The sequence below is a fragment of the Pseudotabrizicola algicola genome (assembly GCF_010915705.1).
GTDB classification, from domain to species: Bacteria; Pseudomonadota; Alphaproteobacteria; order Rhodobacterales; family Rhodobacteraceae; genus Pseudotabrizicola; species Pseudotabrizicola algicola.
Genome location: NZ_JAAIKE010000001.1, coordinates 877791 through 895593 on the forward strand (window position 1 = coordinate 877791; position 17803 = coordinate 895593).

Below are 17803 nucleotides of genomic sequence, written 5' to 3' on the forward strand. Positions count from 1 at the left end.
TGCTCCCTTTACCTGAGTTTTATAGTTGGTTATTTCTGGCCCGTCCAGAACCGATGCACCTTGCGTGCCAACTTGTCGCTGGACCCGCGCGCCTTGGGCCGTCACTCTGAAGGGGGACAGCCATCGCAATGACACAGGGGGGAAAGCCATGCAGCAAAGCCGCGACACCTTGCGCAAGGCCTTTGGTCTTGATGGGGCGCTCCCGGCGCTGCGGGCCACCGCTGTTGCGACCGTGGTCAATGATGCAACCTGCCGCGCCGAAGCCTTGGACATGCGCTATGGGGGCGAGCGTTTTCGCGCCTTCTGGTGCCTCCCTTCCCATATCGCGGGGCCGACGCCGAGCGTTCTGATCATCCATGCGCATGGCGACCGCTACGATATCGGCGCCGCCGAGGTGATTGAAGGCCGCCCCGCCCTCTTTGCACCCACAGGCCGCGCCTTGGCCGCACGGGGGATCGCGTCGCTGTGCCTTGACATGCCCTGTTTTGGCAGCCGCGCAGGACAGAGCGAAAGCGCCATGAGCAAGGCGCTGCTGTGGGAAGGCCGCTCACTTGCAGGGCAGATGCTCGCAGAAAATCTGGCCGCCGTGGATTGGCTGGCCGCGCATCCCTTGGTGCAGGCAGATCGCATCGGGGTATTCGGCCTCTCGATGGGGGCCACGCTCGGCTATTGGTTGGCCGCGTTGGAACCAAGGGTAAAGGCGACGGCGCATGAATGCTGCCTTGCCGATTTCCGCACGCTGATCGCGCTCGGTCAGCATGATCTGCACGGAATCTACCTGACCGTGCCGGGTTTGCTCGCGCAGGCTTCGAACGGGCAGATCGCAGGGCTGATTGCACCGCGCGCGCAGTTCATCGGCCTTGGCGACCAAGACCCGCTAACCCCGCCTGCCGCCGCAGATGTCGCACTGAACGAGGTGCGCGCGGCCTATGACGCAAATGGCGGGCGGCTGGTCATTCACCGCGAGGCAGCGTCCGGTCATGTGGAGACTGCCGCGATGCATCACGCCATGCTGGATTTCATGGCCGAGGCGCTAGGCTAGGCCACGCGCTGCCCGTCCGCTCCGAAAAGGTGGACCGCCTGCGCATCGTATCCAAGTTCGATGACCGCACCGCGCGCGAGATCGGGCTGGCCCGGCAGAACCGCCAGCAACGTGCCCCCCTCGCCAAGATTGGCATGCACGACGCTTTCCGGCCCCAAAGCCTCCACCAGGCGCACCTCGGCGCGCAGCGGCCCACCCGCCTCGATACGCAGGTGCTGCGGGCGGATGCCAAAGGTCAGCGGACCATCGGGCACCGCAACGCCCGCAGGCAGCGGCAGATGCGCGCCGCTTTCCAGATGAACAGAGCCGCCCCGCGCCTGCCCTGCCCAAAGGTTCATGCCCGGCGCGCCGATGAACCCTGCCACGAACAGATTTGCGGGCCGGTTGAACAGGTTCAGCGGTGTATCCACCTGCTCGACCTTGCCGGCGCGCAGCACCACGATCCGGTCTGCCATCGTCATCGCCTCGACCTGATCATGGGTGACGTGGATCATCGTCGCCCCCAACCGTTCATGCAGGGCTGAAAGCTCTGCCCGCATGCTGACGCGAAGTTCTGCATCAAGGTTCGACAGGGGTTCATCCAGCAGGAACGCGGTCGGCCGCCGCACGATCGCACGGCCGATCGCCACCCTTTGGCGCTGCCCGCCCGACAACTGGCCAGGGCGACGTTCCAGCAACGGCTCGATCTCCAGCATACGCGCGGCCTCGGCGATGCGGGCATCAATCTCGGGCTTCGGCATCTTGGTGTTTTGCAGGCCAAAAGCCATATTGGCCCGCACCGTCATATGCGGATAGAGCGCGTAGGACTGGAACACCATCGCAAGCCCGCGATCCGCCGCCGAGCGCGGGGTGACATCGACCCCGTCAATCTCTATCCGCCCAGATGTCGGTTTGTCCAACCCCGCGATCATCCGCAAAAGCGTGGATTTGCCGCAGCCCGAAGGTCCGACGAATACCACAAGCTCCCCTTCGTTGATCGTCAGATCAATTCCCTTGAGCACATCGACCGCGCCAAAGCTTTTGCGGATATCGTGCAACTGTATGCGACCCATTGGGAAACCTCTATTTCAAGCCGGTTCCGGCGATGCCCGCCGTAATGAACCGTTGCAGGAAGATAAAAACCAGAACGACCGGGATCATGGTGATGACGGTCATTGCCAGCAGATAGTGCCATTGCACATTCAACTCGCCGGCATAGGCGTTCAGGCCGACTTGCAGCGTATAGACCTCTTGCCGCGACAGCACGATCAGCGGCCAAAGGAAGTCGTTCCAGCGCCAGACCACCGAGAAGATCGCCAGAACTGCCAACGCAGGCGCGGTCAAGGGCAGCACGATCCGCCAGTAGATCTGCCATTCGCTGGCATGGTCCATGCGCGCGGCTTCCAAAAGCTCATCGGGGATGGTCAGCATGTATTGCCGCAGCAGGAACACCCCCGTGGGCGTGGCCACCGTCGGAAGGATCACCCCCCAGAGCGAGTTGATCAGCCCCACCCCTGACACGATGGAGTAAAGCGGCACCAGAATGACCGACAGCGGGATCATCAGCGTGGCGATGATCAGCACCACCACAAAGCCCCGCCCCCGGAATTCGTATTTCGACAGCGCAAAGGCTGCCATAGAATTGGTCAGCAGGGTAATCAGCGTCGCCACCCCCGTCACGAAGATCGAATTCTTGGTGTAGGTCAGGAAGTCGAAACGCAGGAACGGGTCCAGATAATTGCCCCAGGAAAACCCCACCTCGCGCACCGGCGTGCGGTTGGCGATGTTGACACGCTCGACCTCGCCCGGGTTTTCCGGGTCCACCATCTGCGCCACGGTACCCACGCGGCGCACCTCGGCCAAGGTGCGGGTCCCCGCTTCGTCGGTCACGGTGAACAGCGGCAGCGGGCGGTCGAAGCCTTCCACCACCACCGTCTGCGCCTCGTATGGCAGCAGCGTCGGCGGAAACTCGGAAAGTTGCGCCGGAGACTTGAACGATGACAGCACCAGCCACAGCGCAGGCCCGAACATGATGAACACGGCAGAGCCCAGCCAGACAAAGGTGAACACATCGGTCCAGTCCCAGCGCTCCCCGCCCTTGCGGCGGGTCAGAAAGGCGACAGCACGGCTCATTTCAGGCGTCCTTTCCGCTCGTTGCGTTTGCCAAGCGCCAGTTGCAGCAGCGTCAGCAGGATCAGCACCCCGCCCATCAGGATCGAGGCCGCCGCAGCAAGGCCGGGGTTCTTCAGCAAGGATGCGAAACCCACCTCGTAGATATACTGCGTCAGGAACAGTGTGGCCGTGCCGGGGCCACCACCCGTCAGCACATAGGCCTCGTCGAACACCTGCACCGCGCGGATCAGCGCCAGCACGATGACGACCAGCATATTGGGCATCAAGAGCGGCAAGGTGATCCGCCAGAAGACGCGGGCAGGCTTGGTGCCGTCCATCTCGGCGGCCTCGTAAAGATCGCGCGGAATGGCCTGCAATCCGGCCAGCAGGATCAGGGCGAAAAAGCCCAGATGCGCCCAGATCGTCACGCCGATCGCGGCCGAAAAGGCATAGTTGCGTTCTAGAAGCCAGTTCACGGGGTCCATCCCCATGCCGACCAGCGCGGCGTTCAAGACGCCGTTGCGGTCAAGGATCCAGCGCCAGATGAGGCCAACAACCACCGGCGACAGCAACACCGGAAAGAAGAACACCGCCCGCCAGAAACTGAGCGCGCGCAGCGCCCGGTTCAGGATCAGCGCGGTAATTGTCGCGGCCACGATCAGCAGCGACACCTGCAGCACCACAAAGGTGCCGGTGTTGCGCAGGGCAATCCAGAACTGATCTTCCTGACAGGTGGCCAGATTGGTGTAATCGGCGCAGCGCAACAGGCGTTCATATTGCGCCGCGCCCACATAGGTGCGTTCGGGAAGGAAAAGGGCCGCCCCCGTCGTCATCGAATAGGCGACGTTGATGACCAGCGGCAACAGGACGAAAATGGTGAAGATCGCCATGTTCGGCAGCAGAAAGAACGCCACCATGCCGCCCTGCCCCGTCAGCCGCTGCCAAAGGCGCAAGGGCGCATCCAGCACACGGGCGAGCGCGCCCAGGGGGGCCGTCACCACGGCCCCCAACATTCCCTTTACCCCGGTCATGGCTTATTGCGCCGCCGCGACCTGTTCAGCGATGTCCTGGTCGATGCGGGCATAGGCATCTTCCAGCGTCAATTCGCCTGCCATCACCTGGCTGATGCGATTGACCAGCGCGCCGTAGACGGGCGAGGCCCATTTCCACGCGGGCAGTGCATCGGCCGCCGGCAAGGTATCGCCCGCCGCCGCCACGAAGGCATCCAGCGCCGCCTTGACGTTGGCATCCTCGGTCTGCCAGTTCAGGCCGCCCGCTGCGGCAACGCCGGCATGGGCAGGCAGGAACAGGGTGCGTTCCGAGAACTCTTTCACGATGTCTTCACGCGCGAAAAACTCCATGACCTTCGCCACTTCCTCGGCGTTCTGGGTGTATTTCACCGCAACCAGCGCAGCCCCGCCGGCCAGACCGGAGCAGCCTGCCGTGCCACAGGGCGAGCCGGTGGCCACCCAGTCGAACCCGTCACCGATCTTGGTCGACAGGTTTGCGATCTGCCAGCTGCCGGAATAGTAGAACGGGATCGCCGCGTTGATGAAGTCATCCGCCGCCGCGCGATAGGTCGACCCCGAAGCCGCAACCCATGTGTCGCGCAGCATCTGGCCACCCTCGACCCAGCCGACCAACTTTTCGGCAAAGGCCTTGGTGCCGTCGTCGACCGGCGCGGGCAGACCGTCGGCGCCGATGTAATTCGCGCCATAAGACACGTTCGGCCCCGAAATCCGGTGGCCCGAACGGTCAATGGCGAAAGCTGCCGCCGTGCCTTGAGATTTCGCAACCTGATCGGCCGCGTTCACCCAGTCATCCCAGGTCGCGCCTTCACCCGGCAGCGCAATGCCTGCCTGTTCAAACAGGGTGGCATTGGCAAAACCGCCGGTCAGCGTCAGCTGGGTCATGAAGCCGGTGATCGCGTCGCTGCCATCTTCGCGCATCCAGTCGGCATGGGCGCCGAAATTGGTGCGCCAATACTCGGCATCCGACAGATGCGGGGTCAGGTCGAGCCAGTGCGGTGCCAGCGTCTTGATATTGGTCACGCGGGCAATATCCGGCCCCGTCCCTGCCTCGAGCTGGATCTGCAGTTGCTCCTGCACGACCTTATAGGCCACTTCGTCCAGAATGACATTGATGCCGGGGTTTTCGGCATTGAAGCGCGCCACGAGGTCTTTCATCACCTCGCCTTCTACCCCGTCCGAATACCACATCAGGCGCACATCACCGGCCAAGGCCGTGCTGCCCATCAGGCTGGCCCCGAGGGCCAAAGCGATCAGTGTTTTTTTCATAGCGTTTTCCTCCTCCATTGTGTCCCGGTTTTCGCCGGGGTCGTCTTCATCGGTGCAGGGTTCTTTGCCCCACGACCGTCCAGTCCTTCGGATTGACCATGCGCCCCTCCGCTTCGATCCGGCCATCGGCATGGAACATCACCGTGCCGTATTCCGGGTCCTCCACGGTGACTGTAGCACGCACATTCGCGTTCTGGTCAGGGGTAAGTTGCGCAAATTGCGCGACGTAAGCTTCCAGCCCCTGCGCGGCCCGTCCCATGCGCACGATCCACCAGCCATGACGCCCCGCCAGACGCAATTCGCAGCCTGCCGTTGGCCCCTCTGCCACCATCTCGAGCGTCCCCGAAGCGCGGATCACCATACCGGCCCCATCTGCAACCACCGCCGCAAGATCACCTTGCAACAGCTTGTCATCAAACGCCAAACCCGGAAACCAGCAATGGGTGAAATCGGGTTGCTCGGGCTGGCCGTCAAACCAGACCAGCGCCAACCCGCGGTATTGCTGCACCCGCGGCACCGAAGCCGAGCCACCCCAGTAGGACGGGCGGCCATAGCCAGAGTGGATCACCTCGCCGGGATGGTTGATCCAGATCTGTGCGTCCGGATTGCGGCCCATGCGGGCATGCAGCAGTGTTTCCTGATACCCCCAGTCGAACCAGCGATAGGCGGCGGCAGAGCCCATAGCCCAGTCGGCCGTCTTGGCATGGTAGAGCGCGGCAAAGCGCCCCTCGCCTTGCGCAAACATCCATTCCTGTTCGCCCTCGGTCAGGCTGGCACGCGCCGAAAGCGCCGCATCAAGCTGCAAGCCATGATCGCGCAGCGCAAGCGCCAGTCCCGGCAGGCAGTGGAACCGCGCCCCGAATTGGCCCATCCCCCACAGCATCCGCGTGATGGCCGACAGTTCAAGCGTGCGCCCGGCGCGCAGCGTGTGCTCATAGCTGCGCCCCTGCGCCGCCGTGATCACACCGTGGTGCGCCGAATTGGCCACCACCTCGATCAGCCGCACCACGGCGCGGCCCGCACGCGCGCGGATATCGGCATCGGGCGACAGGGCATAAAGCGCGGTCAATCCCTTCAGATCGATCGGGAAATAGGGGGCGGAATTGAACTCTGCCATCTCCCATTGCTCAAAGTGATCCAGCCATGCCCGCACCCTTTCGCGTCCGGTGGCGGACTGCTCTGCACCGCTGCGGCCCGAACGGCGGAAGGTGGCATCCGGCAGCAAATGTCCGGCAAGATAGGCCGAGGTGTGGAACAAGAGCGCGTGGTTTTCGCTGAAATACCACTGCACGTCATTGCCCGGCTCGTCCATCCAGTAGCGATAGCCAAGGATGGCCGCATCGATCCGGTCGCGCACACGGTCAGACAGCAGATGCCCGAACCGTGTGCGCCCCCACAGCAGCGGCACCAGCGCGAAGTCGGCGCAATCCCAGCAATCCTCGATCGCGGGGAGGGTCGCGTCGATCATCGCTTCGGTCTCGGGGCCGGAAAGCCCCTGCGCCAGACGCGCCAATGCCGCCACCGTGTCAGGTTCGGCTCGCGTCGCCACCCAAGTCAGCGCCTCGTCGATCCGCGCCTCCAAAGTTGCAGGCACGCTGCCCTGAGCCGCCAGATCGCAGACTTCCACCCCGAAGGTGCGGGTGGCGGAAAACCCGTCTGCGGTCAGCGTCGGAATGAAATGCCGGAAATCCCCCGGCAGATTTTCCGCGCGGTCGATCACCAGACGCGCCGCACCCGCAGGAAGATGGCGTTGCAGAGCCGCAGGGTGATGCGACATGAAATCACCCTCGACCCTGATCGCGGCCTCGACCGCCATCGGCATCGTATGCGGCAGGACCAGGGCGACCTCGCCCCCTGTATAGGCAGGTTGGTCGAAATGCATGCTGGCCAAGGCGGTTTCCATCGCCCGCGCACGGTCGGTGGCGCAGGCGGTGGGTATGCCCCCCTCTGCCTCCGGACCATCCAGCCAGTCGAGCTGGATGTAATAGCGGGCATCCCGCTCGGCCAGATCGTCGAAGAACACCTGAACCGCGTTGTCGCCTTGCTTCAGGCTGACGGAAAACTCGACCCCCGTCTCGGCGTTGCGCTTGTAGGGGGCCATCCAGCCCGCCTCCGCGCCATTCACAAACAGCACCGCGCCGCCACAGGTGCGCAGACGCAGGCGCGCTGTTCCGGCAGACCGCGCACGGATCACCGTCTCGGCCCATGTCGCAATATGGGTGGGACGGAACCAGAACCCCGACAGATCCAGCCGGGGAGAACCGAAGGGCAACCAGTTGCGCGCAGGCGCGAACCCGCCTTGCACGGGCGGGCGCCGGTCGCGGCGGTCGGCGGCAAATTGCGTGCGGCAGGGGTATTCGTGCGGAATGAAGTTCTTGTCCTTGGTCAGGAAGAAGAACGGGTCCATCTCGCCCTTCATCGGCAGATCGGGCAGGTCAAAGCGCGCCTCGACCGTCGGGCCAAGACGCCAGTAGCCAAGGGCCGCGCCGGATGTCAGGGGATGGGACAGAAAGCCTTGCATGTCAGATGCTTACCTAAGCGATGAGATGGGAACGGGGGTAAAGTCGGTATAGGCCTGGTTCTCGCCGGTCATGCCCCAGACAAAGGCGTAAGGGCCGGTGCCAGCCCCCATGTGGATGGACCAAGCGGGCGACAGAACCAGATCGCCATTGGCAATCACCAGATGCCGCGTCTGATCGGGGCGACCCATAAAATGCATCACGCGATCCTCAGCGCCCATGTCAAAGTAGCAATAGGCCTCCATCCGGCGTTCATGCAGATGGGGCGGCATCGTGTTCCAGATGCTGCCCGGCGCCGGATCGGTGATGCCCATCAGCAGCAGGCACGAAGGTGACACCTCGGGGTGAATATACATGGCAAGGCTGCGCACATTGGCCTTGGCCGCATCGCCCAAGGTGATGTGCTTGGCCTGATCGCGCCGGATCAATCGGGTCGGATGATCCGCCCCCGCAGGAACGGAGTTCAGGTAGAACCAAGCGGGGCGCGCCGGATCATCGCTGCGCATCTCCACCCGTTTGGCCCCGCGCCCGATATACAGGATATCGCGGTTGCCCATCGGATATTCGCTGCCATCCACCACCACCACGCCCGGCCCGCCCAGATTGGCCAGCCCGCCCTCGCGGTCGGAAAAGAAGAACTCGGTCCCCAGTTCCGCGCCATCACCAAATGTCAGCGGCGCATCGGTCGGCACCGCGCCGCCCAGGATCATCCGGTCCACATGGGTATAGGTCAGCCGCAAGGCACCCGGCGTGAACGCCCCCTCGACCATGTAATCAGCGCGCAGCCGGTCAGTCGTGGCGGTCATCACATCGGCAGGGTTGCCGCCATAGCGCACATCCATCATGCCGCCACTCCTTTGCTGTCAAGCTGGCCCTCGGCTTCGACCAGACACAGGATCGCCAGCGCCTGTCCATAGCCCGTGGGTTGCAACGGAATGTCACGGTAGAACTGCAGGTCCGGCCCCATGCGGGTGCCGTAAGACACGTTCTGCACCGTGCCCGATGCGTCGATATTGGCCAGCACCGCCGACACGCCCCGCCAGCCCGCCTCGGCCCAATCCGGCCCGCCGATGCCCTGCCCCGCAGCCTTCAGCAGGCCATAGGCAAAGCCGGCCGTCGCACTGATTTCCTCATAGCTTGACGGATCATCGAGCAGCGTGCGCCACGCGCCGCTTTGGGTCTGGAGCGGCAACAACGCCTGAACCTGCGCGCGCAGAACCTCGGTCAGAAACAGCCGCACCGACCCCGGCACGCCCGGAATCTCGAACAGGTCCAGAATACAGGCGGTGATCCAGGCATTGCCGCGCGCCCAGCGGGCCCGCGCAAAATTGTGCCGCCCGTCAAAGGTCCAGCCGTGGAACCAGAGGCCCGTCTGCGGGTCTGACAGGTAACGCGCATGCACCAGAAACTGCCGGATCGCCTCGTCCACAAGCTCTTGCCGGCCAGAGGCATGGCCATAGCGGGCCAGAAACAAACCCGCCATGAACAGCGTGTCATCCCACAACTCGCCCGGGTTCACCTTGTCGGAGACATCATGCTGAAAGCCGCCCTCAAGCGTGCGCGGCGCATCCCGCATCAGCCGGGTCGCCCAGTCATCCAAGGCAGGTTGCCAGCGCGGATCACGCGTCTCGCTCCACAGCAGAGAAAGGGCCAGCATCGGCGCGGTGGTGTTGATGTTCTGTCCCGGCAGTCCCTTGTCCAGATGGCGCGCATACCATCCCTCCAGCAGCGATTGCAGCGCAGGGTCGCGGTGCCGCCGCCAAAGCTGCGCCAGACCGTAAAGCCCGACGCCCTGCGGCCATTCCCAACTGTCAAAGCTGATGTAGTCACCCGCGGTTCCGTCAAGATTGGGCTCGTCAAACTGGCCGTCATGGCGCAGGTCGGTCAGACCTCGCACCAGTTGCCCCAGCTTTTGCCGGATCAGGTCAGCTTGTGGTTGCATCTTTCCCCCTCGGGCCTGCTTTTGTCTTGCAACTGGATCATGGCGCTGCAAAAAAATTGCACAACATGAAAATTTTTTGCATCATCGTCAGGCGATTTGAAAGAAAGCACATGCGCAGCGCCCCACCCGGAAAAAGCGGCAAACCCAGCCGCCGCATCAAACTTGACGATCTGGCAACCGCCTGCGGCGTTTCGGTCGCAACCGTTTCCCGCGCCCTGTCGGGCGCACCGGGCGTGCGCCCCGAACTGGTCGAGAAAATACAGCGCAAGGCACAGGAGTTTCGCTATGCGCTGCCCTCGACCCTCGCCGGGCAGCGCTTGCTGATTCTCGCCAGCCCCGCCGCGATGGAGGATTATGCCCGCAGCCAGTTCACGCTCAACGTGATGCAGGGCATCGAAGAACGGGTCCGTCTGTTGCGTGCAGAAGTGGTGACGCAGGCAATTACCTCCACCGACCAAGAGCGTCAGGCGCTTGCCGAAGCCGCGACCGATCCGCGCGTCGCGGGGCTACTGTTCCTGACGCTGGATGACGAAGATATGCTCGCCGCCGCCCGCCGGTTTTCAAAGCCGGTCGTGCTGGTCAATGGCGATGATCCGTTGATGCGCCTGTCTTCTGTTGCGCCCTCCAACCGCGCGGCCGCCGCGATGGCCACCGATTACCTGATGCGACTCGGGCATCGGCGCATCCTGTTTCTCAGCCATCGCGGCCGCCGCACGATCGAGCGCCGGGTCGAAGGCTGGCGCGACCGGATGACGGCAGGCGGCACCGCACTGGACCCGGATTTGCAGATGGATCTGCCCGACTGGCTGCCCGACCGCGCAGCCGAGGCGCTTCGGGCACGGGTCAATCAGCGTGGCGTCGACTTTACTGCCGTGCTCTGCGCCAGCGACAGCCTCGCCTTGGGAGCGTTGCAGGGTCTGGCCACTCTCGGTCTTTCGGTGCCAGACACCGTCTCTGTGCTGGGCATGGACGGGCTTGCCCAAGGCGCGTTTTTCTCGCCGCCCCTCACCGCACTGGAAATCCCGATGCAACATATCGGAGCCGCCGCCGTCGATCTGCTGCGCGATCTGAGCCTCGGGGCCCATATGCCCGCCCGCCGCATCGAACTCGCCTGCCGCCTCGTCGAACGCCAGTCCTGCGGCCCCGCCCCAAGGGCAAGTGTATGAGGATAAGCCGGAAAGTCTGGTGACCGCCACGACGCGAGCACGCGCGCCGAGCACATTGGTTTTTCGGGGCCGCATCGCTTTCGTCAGCAGGGATAGATCACCCGCTGACACCTCTTTCGGGCCCGCCACAGCGCCGACTTCCACCCGCACTTGCCGCTGCCGCGCGGCGCTTCCTTCCCTCGGCGCTTTGCGAAGTCTGGCGCTTTGGTCGGGCGCGCAGTAGGACTAGGCCCGCTGAGGCGCGCGAAAGGCTATCATGATCTCCGAAATCCCGGTTCCGAACAGGCCCGACCTTGCCTGCGCCGATGATGCGCCGACGCGGCAGACTATTCGCGTCGGTCTGATTGGCAGCGGCATCGGACAGTCGAAATCGCCCGCCCTGCACATGGTCGAAGGCGCGGCGCAAGGGCTGGACTATCGCTATGAGCTGATCGATCTGACAGAGCGGGGGCTGAGCCCCGAGGCTTTGCCCGATCTCTTGGCAGAGGCCGAGCGTCAAGGCTTTGCCGGGGTGAACATCACCCATCCGTGCAAGCAACGTGTCCTGCCTCTCCTCGACGCGCTGTCAGAGGACGCGCAAGCGATTGGCGCGGTCAATACGGTGGTCTTCGCCCGTGGCCGCCGCATGGGCCATAACACCGACTGGTCTGGCTTTTACCGGAGCTTCCGGCAGTCACTGCCCGAGGCAAAAATCGACCATGTGGTGCAACTGGGCGCGGGTGGCGGGGGTGTTGCGGTCGCCCATGCCGCGATCAGGCTTGGGGTGGGCCACCTGTCGGTCTGCGACATCGACGCGGCACAGGCAGAACGTCTGGTAAGCTCACTGAACGCGCGCGCAGGACGCGTTGTGGCGACGGTGATCCCCGATCCGGCAGAGGCAATGGCGCAGGCCGACGGTTTGATTAACACCACACCTGTCGGCATGGACGCGCACCCCGGCTTGCCGCTGGATCCTGCGCTGATCGGGACGCGGCACTGGGTAGCCGATATCGTCTATTTCCCGATTGAAACGGCGCTTTTGGCGGCGGCTCGCGCCAAGGGTTGCGCGGTGCTGCCGGGGGGCGGCATGGCCGTGTTTCAGGCCGTCGGCGCCTTTGAACTTTTTTCCGGGCGCGCGGCAGACAGCGCAAGAATGCAGGCGCATTTCACGACCCTGATCCGCAACGCCTGAGCCCCGTCATCGCGCCAGCGGCCCGCCGCTATGCGAGGCGGAACCGCTCTTGCCTGCCGTCAGCCCAGAGCGGCGATACGGCTGCGAAAGCGCGCGGCCCCCTCGACGATCTGATCGAGCACCACTTCCACCGCCCAGTGCTTTGCTGCGATGTCATAAGGGATGGTGCGGCTGTGAACACAGCCGAAGGTCCCGATCCGGCGATGGAAATGCTTCGCCAGTTTAGGGTATCCCATGCCCTCCGACATTGCGGAAAGGACGAGGAAGGTATCCAGTTCGGCCGCAAGTTCGGGATGGCCACGACCGTGGTCTATCAGCCAGCGGTAGAGATCGGGATGGAAATTGTTCATCACCCCCGAGAACCCGTGTCCGCCCGCCTGTATCGCGGGCCAGGCAATGGCAGCATTGGCGTTGTTGATCGCCAGTGGCGTGCCCTTGACCAGTGCCAGCCTGCGTTTGACGTGATCCAGATCGCAGGTCACATCCTTGAGAAAGGCAAAGCGGCCGCTTTGGGCGCACCAGCTCACCTCGTCATCGGTCAGCAGGCGACGATAGGGGGCGGGACACTCGTATAGCCCCAGCGATAGGTCTGACGGAAGGGCAGTCAGCAGATCATCCAGCCGCGCGCGGAACAGGCTGCTGTCTTCATCGGCGGATGCCAGACGGTTCGTGACCAGAACCACCGCATCGACACCCGTCTCGGCCATCGCGCGCAGCTCGGCCTTCTGGTCCGCCATGCTGTCCGAGATATGGCCCGAGGCCACGACGGGCAAGCGCCCGCCCACACGGTCCACCGTGAAACGGGCCAGCGCCACCCGCTCTTCCAGCGACAGAAACAGCATTTCCGACGACTGGCAAACCGCAAACAGCCCGTGCGAGCCATTGTCGATATACCACTCGATCAGGTTGCCATAGCCTTCCCAGTCAATCGTGTTATCGGCGTGAAACGGCGTGATGACGACAGGAAAGATACCTTGCATGGCATGCGTCATAGGAATGGGTCCTTGAAGTGTGAAAATGCGCTTAGCCGTCGTAACCGGCGGCGCGGGGCAGCATCAGTGTGATGCCGGGAAACAGGATCAGGATCAGCAGGGCAACCAGCAGAACTCCGAGAAACAGCCAGATTTCCCGGATGATTTCAGCCAAGGGAATGCGGGTCACGGCGGTGATGACAAACAGCAGAATGCCATAGGGCGGCGTGATCAGCCCGATCATGCAGTTGATCACCGCGATCACCCCGAAATGCACCAGATCGATGCCCAACTCGCGGCAGGTCGGAATGAACAGCGGGATGATGACCAGTATGATCGTGGTGGCATCGAGAAAGCAGCCCAGCACCAGCAGCAGCAGGTTGATGCACAAAAGGAAAACCAGCGGGTGGATGTCCAGACCCACCAGAGCAGAGGCGACCACACCCGGAATGTTCTCGGACGCGACGACATAATTCAGGATCAGCGCACCGCCGATCACCAGCCCGACCGCTGCCGAGGACCGCGCGCTGTTGACCAGAATCTCGTAGAAATTGTGCCAGGTCAGCGACCGATAAAACACCGCAGCCAAGATAAGGGCGTAGAACGCGGCGACCGCCGCCGCCTCGGTCGGTGTCGTGACCCCGCCATAGATGCCGTAAAGCAGGATGGCGGGCATCAGCAGCGCCGGCCCTGCATTCATCGTCAGGCGCGGCAATTCCCGCAACGGCACCGGAGCATCCTTGGCGAAGTTGCGTTTATGCGAAATGACCGCATTCATCGCCATCAGGACCACGCCCATCATCAGCCCCGGCACGATCCCCGCCAGAAACAGGTAGCCGATGGAGGTATTGGAAACGAGCGCATAGAGCACCATCGGGATCGAGGGCGGAATGATCGGCCCGATGGTGGCCGAAGCTGCGGTGATCGCCGCCGCATAGCCGCGCGTGTAATGGCCGGACTTCACCATCATCTCGATGATGAGCTTTCCGATCCCGGCGGCATCGGCCACAGCCGAGCCTGACATGCCGGAAAACACCAGCGAGGCCAGCACATTCACATGGCCAAGTCCACCCCGGAACCTGCCGACAAGCGCAATACAGAATTGCAGCAGACGGTCCGAAACCGTGCCCGCATTCATGATATTGGCCGCCACGATGAACAAGGGCACGGCCAGAAGGATGAAGCCGTTATACATGCCATCCATCAGGACCTTGCCGCTGATCCCGATGCTCTGGCCCGCTGCCGCCAGATAGATCAGCGATGAGATCAGGATGGAATAGGCGATGGGCGTGCCGATGGCGGCAAGGCCCAGCATGCTGACCAGACACAGCAGAAACTCGACGCTCATGGCTTTTTGCCGATCTCGGAGGGCTGCACAGCCTCGCCGGGCAGCACAGGGTCTTCGACCCCGTAGCGAAACGCGCGCCAGACGGCCCAGAGATAACGGGCGGCGACCGCGAAAAGAAAGATCATGTAGATGAGATAGACGTCGCGCATCCTGATCCAATCGCCGAACAGATCACCCAAGGTCGCGGTCTTCTTGAGCCGAAGCACCATGAACCGGTCCCATGTGGGCGCAACCGAGGCCAGAAGCCCGATCGCAATCGCAAGGCCGGCGACAATGACAAAGCCCCGCCGCACCTGCGGCGGAACCGCCAGATAAAGGATATCGAAGGTGACATGGTCTTGATGGCGCACAACAAAGGCATTGCCCCAGAAGATCAGCCAGACCCAGACCGCCAGACAGAACTCCAGCGTCCAGCTGAAGTTGATGGGTTGCAACCAAGGCAGGTTAGCCGCCACCCATTCGATCCGCGCAGTGTAACGGATCAACACCTGCAGAATGAACGTCCCGAACATGGCCGCCATCAGGGCCGCGGCGACAGCCTCGGCCGAGGTGCGAAACAGGGTCTGGAAACGGGCCACGCGCAAACCTCTGGGAAGCCACCCCGACCGGGGCGGTGGTGGAGAGAGAAGGCCGGGGATCAGGCCCCGGCCCCTTGGCTCAATGCCGATCAGTCACCCAAGGCGTTGATCTGGTCGAGAACGCCTTCCGGCCATGCCTTGGCGAACTCCGAACCGACATATTGCGCCTGCACATGGCTGCGGAATGCGGCGACATCGGGCTCATAGACATCAAGACCCTGTCCGGTCAGGAAGGTGACAAGCTCCGCCTCCTTGGCAAGCTGACCCTGACGGCCCGACTCCGCCGCAGCTTCGGCGGCGGCCTGCACTGCGGCCTGTTGTTCCGCCGACAGCGAATCCCAGACCGATTTCGAAAAGGCGATGTAGTTCAGGTCGACAAGATGGGCGGTCAGGCTCACCTGCTTGGTCACCTCGTAGAACTTGGCATCAACCACCGTGGGCAGCGGGTTGTCCTGTCCATCCACCGACCCTGTCTGCAAGGCGGTATAGATTTCGGTGAAAGCAACAGGAGTCGGGTTGGCGCCAATCGCCTTGCCAAGGAACATCCACGCATCGCTGCCCGGCATCCGCAGGTTGACGCCCGCCAGATCGGCCGGAGTCATCACGTTCCTTTCGGCGCGGGGAAAGCGCAGGTTCACGTGGCGCTTGCCCAGATACATCACCGCCAAGAGCTTGACGCCCAGTTCATCCTCGACCTTCTGCTTGAACGGGTCCATCAGCGCGTCATTGAAGACCCGCACCTGATGCTCGGCGCTCTGATGGACATAGCCGGTCGCGAAAATAGAGAATTCGGGGAAGAAATTGGCAAGCTCCTGCGCGGAGGTGATCGACATTTCCAGATCACCCGAGGCAATCGCCTCAAGCTCCGACCCTTGGGCAACCAGAGAGGCGTTGTAATGCGGCTGATAGGTTGCGAATTCGGCAATGGCCGGTCCGAAGACCGTGGCCAGCGCCACGGAACGCTGATCGGTTTCGGACGCGGGCGTGGACATGCGAATGACCTGCTTGTCCTGCGCCTGTGCGTCATGCGGCAAAAGGCTGGCCGCGAACAGGGCCAGAGCGCCGGTTGTCGCCAGAAACATCCGGCGGGTGATCTGCTTTGTCATTATGTTTCTCCTCCCAGAGTGTTGGTGCGCGAACGGCACACCATCACCGATCCCTGCACAGATGGCGGCGGAATGCGGCGACAGGCATGTTTGCACTACCTATCGATCAACTAACATGTTACCTTGATGTTAGCAACGGTTATTGGATTCCCGCATGCCTGAACCGACAGTGAAACCGAAAGCCTTCCCTGCCCGAGGCCAGACCTCGACGGGGGAAACTTCGCTGCGCCAGATGGCTTACGAGCGCATCGAGGATTTGCTGAACTGGGGAAAGCTTCGCCCGGGGCAGATCATATCGCAGCGCGAACTTGTTGAAATGACGGGCGTTACCCTCGGCTCGGTGCGCGAGGCTATCCCGAAGTTCGAAGCCGAGGGCCTGCTGCACACCGTGCCGCAGCGCGGGCTGATGGTGCCCAGCCTAGACGTGGTCTTTGTGCGCGAGGCCTATCAGATGCGCCGCCTGATCGAACTGGGCGCGGTGCCTGACATGTGCGAACGGCTCGAAAAATCGCTTGTTCAGGGATGGATCGACCGGCACCTGACCGCGCGGGCGCGGTTGGGCGACGACGGGTCGGACGATGTCACCGAGTTTTTGCGGGAGTTTCAGCTTTTTGACTGGGACATGCATAACCAGATGATCAATGCGATGGACAACAAGCTGATTTCCAACGTCTACCGGGTCACGGCCATCAAGATCAGGATGGCGGCGCAATCACGGGTGCGCGTCACAAGGCAGAACGCGACGCGCGTCATCAGCGAACACCTCGATTTCCTGATGCCTCTTTTGCGGGGGGAAACCGATGCAACAGCGCAGGCACTGGCGCGCCACCTGACCCAGTCCCTGCGGCTCGCCTTGGGGGAAGCCGTCCAATCCTGATCGCCGCCACGCCAGTTCGGGGGACAAAAGCCGGAGCGCTATTTCAGCCGGAAAAGCGCAGGTTGCCGATGCGGGCCTTGATCCGCGTCTTGGTATCGTCTGAATCGGCGCTGACCGCGACACCGATCAGGGCAAGATCATCGCGGCCATAGACCCGCGCCAGATCGGCGCGCAGGTTCACGCTTTCCCTGTGCTGGCCGACCCCTGCCGGACGCAGCACGATCGTCCGTCCGCGCGCGCCAAGATAGGGGCTCGGCACGGTCGCCCCCCTGTCGTGCGCACCGCCCCAGACATACATCAGCACCCTGATATCGGGGTTCTCCAGCAGTTTGCGGATGCCCATGCCCTGCGCCGCCCGCGCAACATCCGGCGGCGCGAATATGGTGTAGAGCGACAAGTTACGGTCGTCACCGCCGCGCAGTGACAGGTCCGTCGGCGGAACGCTGACCTCGACGCTCCAGGTCCAGTCGGCGGTGCTGGCCTGCCACGACGCTTGGGGCACGGCCGCCCACAGCAGCGAGACAGCGCCGTTCGATTCGACGCCCAGATCGCGGCCACCCTGCCGCCATGTGTTCCCCCCCAGCAGACTGAACCTTTGATGCGTCCAGCCCGAAAAGGCGATTTCTGCCGCCGACAACGGCCCCGGCGCTGCCGCCGGAAGCATAAGGGCAGCAATGATGATAAAACGCATGGCT

16 protein-coding genes are annotated in these 17803 nt (G+C 63.2%); 4 read left to right on the forward strand and 12 right to left on the reverse strand.

Features of this window, described 5'->3' with window-relative positions; all coding sequences use genetic code 11:
• Positions 1-148: 148 nt before the first annotated feature.
• Positions 149-1042 carry an alpha/beta hydrolase family protein gene (locus G3572_RS04265; RefSeq protein WP_164609407.1) on the forward strand — a complete coding sequence of 298 codons (894 nt, stop codon included), beginning with the start codon at positions 149-151 and terminating at the stop codon, positions 1040-1042.
• Here the strand turns inward: G3572_RS04265 and G3572_RS04270 are convergent.
• The 7 genes from G3572_RS04270 to bglB are packed head-to-tail and all read right to left on the reverse strand — an operon-like array spanning position 1039 to position 9891.
• A complete protein-coding gene (locus tag G3572_RS04270; protein WP_164609408.1) occupies positions 1039-2094 on the reverse strand; it encodes an ABC transporter ATP-binding protein in 1056 nt (351 codons plus the stop codon). The genes G3572_RS04265 and G3572_RS04270 overlap by 4 nt on opposite strands.
• A gap of 10 nt (positions 2095-2104) precedes the next feature.
• Positions 2105-3154 (reverse strand): carbohydrate ABC transporter permease, encoded by a 1050-nt coding sequence (locus tag G3572_RS04275; RefSeq protein WP_164609409.1) that lies wholly within the window; start codon positions 3152-3154, stop codon positions 2105-2107.
• Positions 3151-4131: a carbohydrate ABC transporter permease gene (locus G3572_RS04280; protein ID WP_354003986.1), complete on the reverse strand. Its 981-nt coding sequence runs from the start codon at positions 4129-4131 to the stop codon at positions 3151-3153. Before G3572_RS04280 ends, G3572_RS04275 begins: the two co-directional genes overlap by 4 nt.
• A gap of 36 nt (positions 4132-4167) precedes the next feature.
• A complete protein-coding gene (locus G3572_RS04285; protein WP_164609410.1) occupies positions 4168-5430 on the reverse strand; it encodes an ABC transporter substrate-binding protein in 1263 nt (420 codons plus the stop codon).
• Positions 5431-5476: 46 nt separating this feature from the next.
• Positions 5477-7951 (reverse strand): hypothetical protein, encoded by a 2475-nt coding sequence (locus tag G3572_RS04290; protein ID WP_164609411.1) that lies wholly within the window; start codon positions 7949-7951, stop codon positions 5477-5479.
• Positions 7952-7960: 9 nt separating this feature from the next.
• Positions 7961-8794, reverse strand: coding sequence for a 5-dehydro-4-deoxy-D-glucuronate isomerase (kduI, locus tag G3572_RS04295; protein WP_164609412.1), 834 nt, complete (start codon positions 8792-8794; stop codon positions 7961-7963).
• On the reverse strand, positions 8791-9891 hold the full coding sequence (gene bglB / locus G3572_RS04300) for a beta-galactosidase BglB (RefSeq protein WP_164609413.1): 1101 nt from the start codon (positions 9889-9891) through the stop codon (positions 8791-8793). The genes kduI and bglB overlap by 4 nt, the downstream gene beginning before the upstream one ends.
• A gap of 110 nt (positions 9892-10001) precedes the next feature.
• Here bglB and G3572_RS04305 point away from each other — a divergent pair, with 110 nt between their 5' ends.
• Positions 10002-11057: a LacI family DNA-binding transcriptional regulator gene (locus G3572_RS04305; RefSeq protein WP_164609414.1), complete on the forward strand. Its 1056-nt coding sequence runs from the start codon at positions 10002-10004 to the stop codon at positions 11055-11057.
• Between the two features lie 256 nt (positions 11058-11313).
• Entirely contained in the window at positions 11314-12228 is a 915-nt protein-coding gene (locus tag G3572_RS04310; protein WP_164609415.1) for a shikimate dehydrogenase, read from the forward strand.
• 59 nt (positions 12229-12287) lie between these two features.
• On the opposite strand, the gene G3572_RS04315 is transcribed toward G3572_RS04310, so the two are convergent.
• The 4 genes from G3572_RS04315 to dctP all read right to left on the reverse strand — a co-directional run bounded on the left by G3572_RS04315 (position 12288) and on the right by dctP (position 16231).
• Complete coding sequence (locus G3572_RS04315; RefSeq protein WP_164609416.1) at positions 12288-13220, reverse strand: dihydrodipicolinate synthase family protein; 933 nt, start codon at positions 13218-13220, stop codon at positions 12288-12290.
• A 31-nt stretch (positions 13221-13251) separates the two neighbouring features.
• Positions 13252-14547, reverse strand: a complete 1296-nt coding sequence (locus G3572_RS04320) for a TRAP transporter large permease (RefSeq protein WP_164609417.1) — start codon at positions 14545-14547, stop codon at positions 13252-13254.
• Complete coding sequence (locus tag G3572_RS04325; RefSeq protein ID WP_354003987.1) at positions 14544-15125, reverse strand: TRAP transporter small permease; 582 nt, start codon at positions 15123-15125, stop codon at positions 14544-14546. Before G3572_RS04325 ends, G3572_RS04320 begins: the two co-directional genes overlap by 4 nt.
• 89 nt (positions 15126-15214) lie before the next feature.
• The gene (dctP, locus tag G3572_RS04330) at positions 15215-16231 is read right to left on the reverse strand and encodes a TRAP transporter substrate-binding protein DctP (protein WP_164609418.1); all 1017 of its coding nucleotides are present in this window, start codon (positions 16229-16231) and stop codon (positions 15215-15217) included.
• Between the two features lie 154 nt (positions 16232-16385).
• Between dctP and G3572_RS04335 the strand changes: the two genes are divergently transcribed.
• Complete coding sequence (locus tag G3572_RS04335; RefSeq protein ID WP_164609419.1) at positions 16386-17108, forward strand: GntR family transcriptional regulator; 723 nt, start codon at positions 16386-16388, stop codon at positions 17106-17108.
• A 43-nt stretch (positions 17109-17151) separates the two neighbouring features.
• Here G3572_RS04335 and G3572_RS04340 read toward each other — a convergent pair whose 3' ends face one another.
• Positions 17152-17799 carry a DUF3047 domain-containing protein gene (locus G3572_RS04340; protein ID WP_240335393.1) on the reverse strand — a complete coding sequence of 216 codons (648 nt, stop codon included), beginning with the start codon at positions 17797-17799 and terminating at the stop codon, positions 17152-17154.
• Positions 17800-17803: the final 4 nt, after the last annotated feature.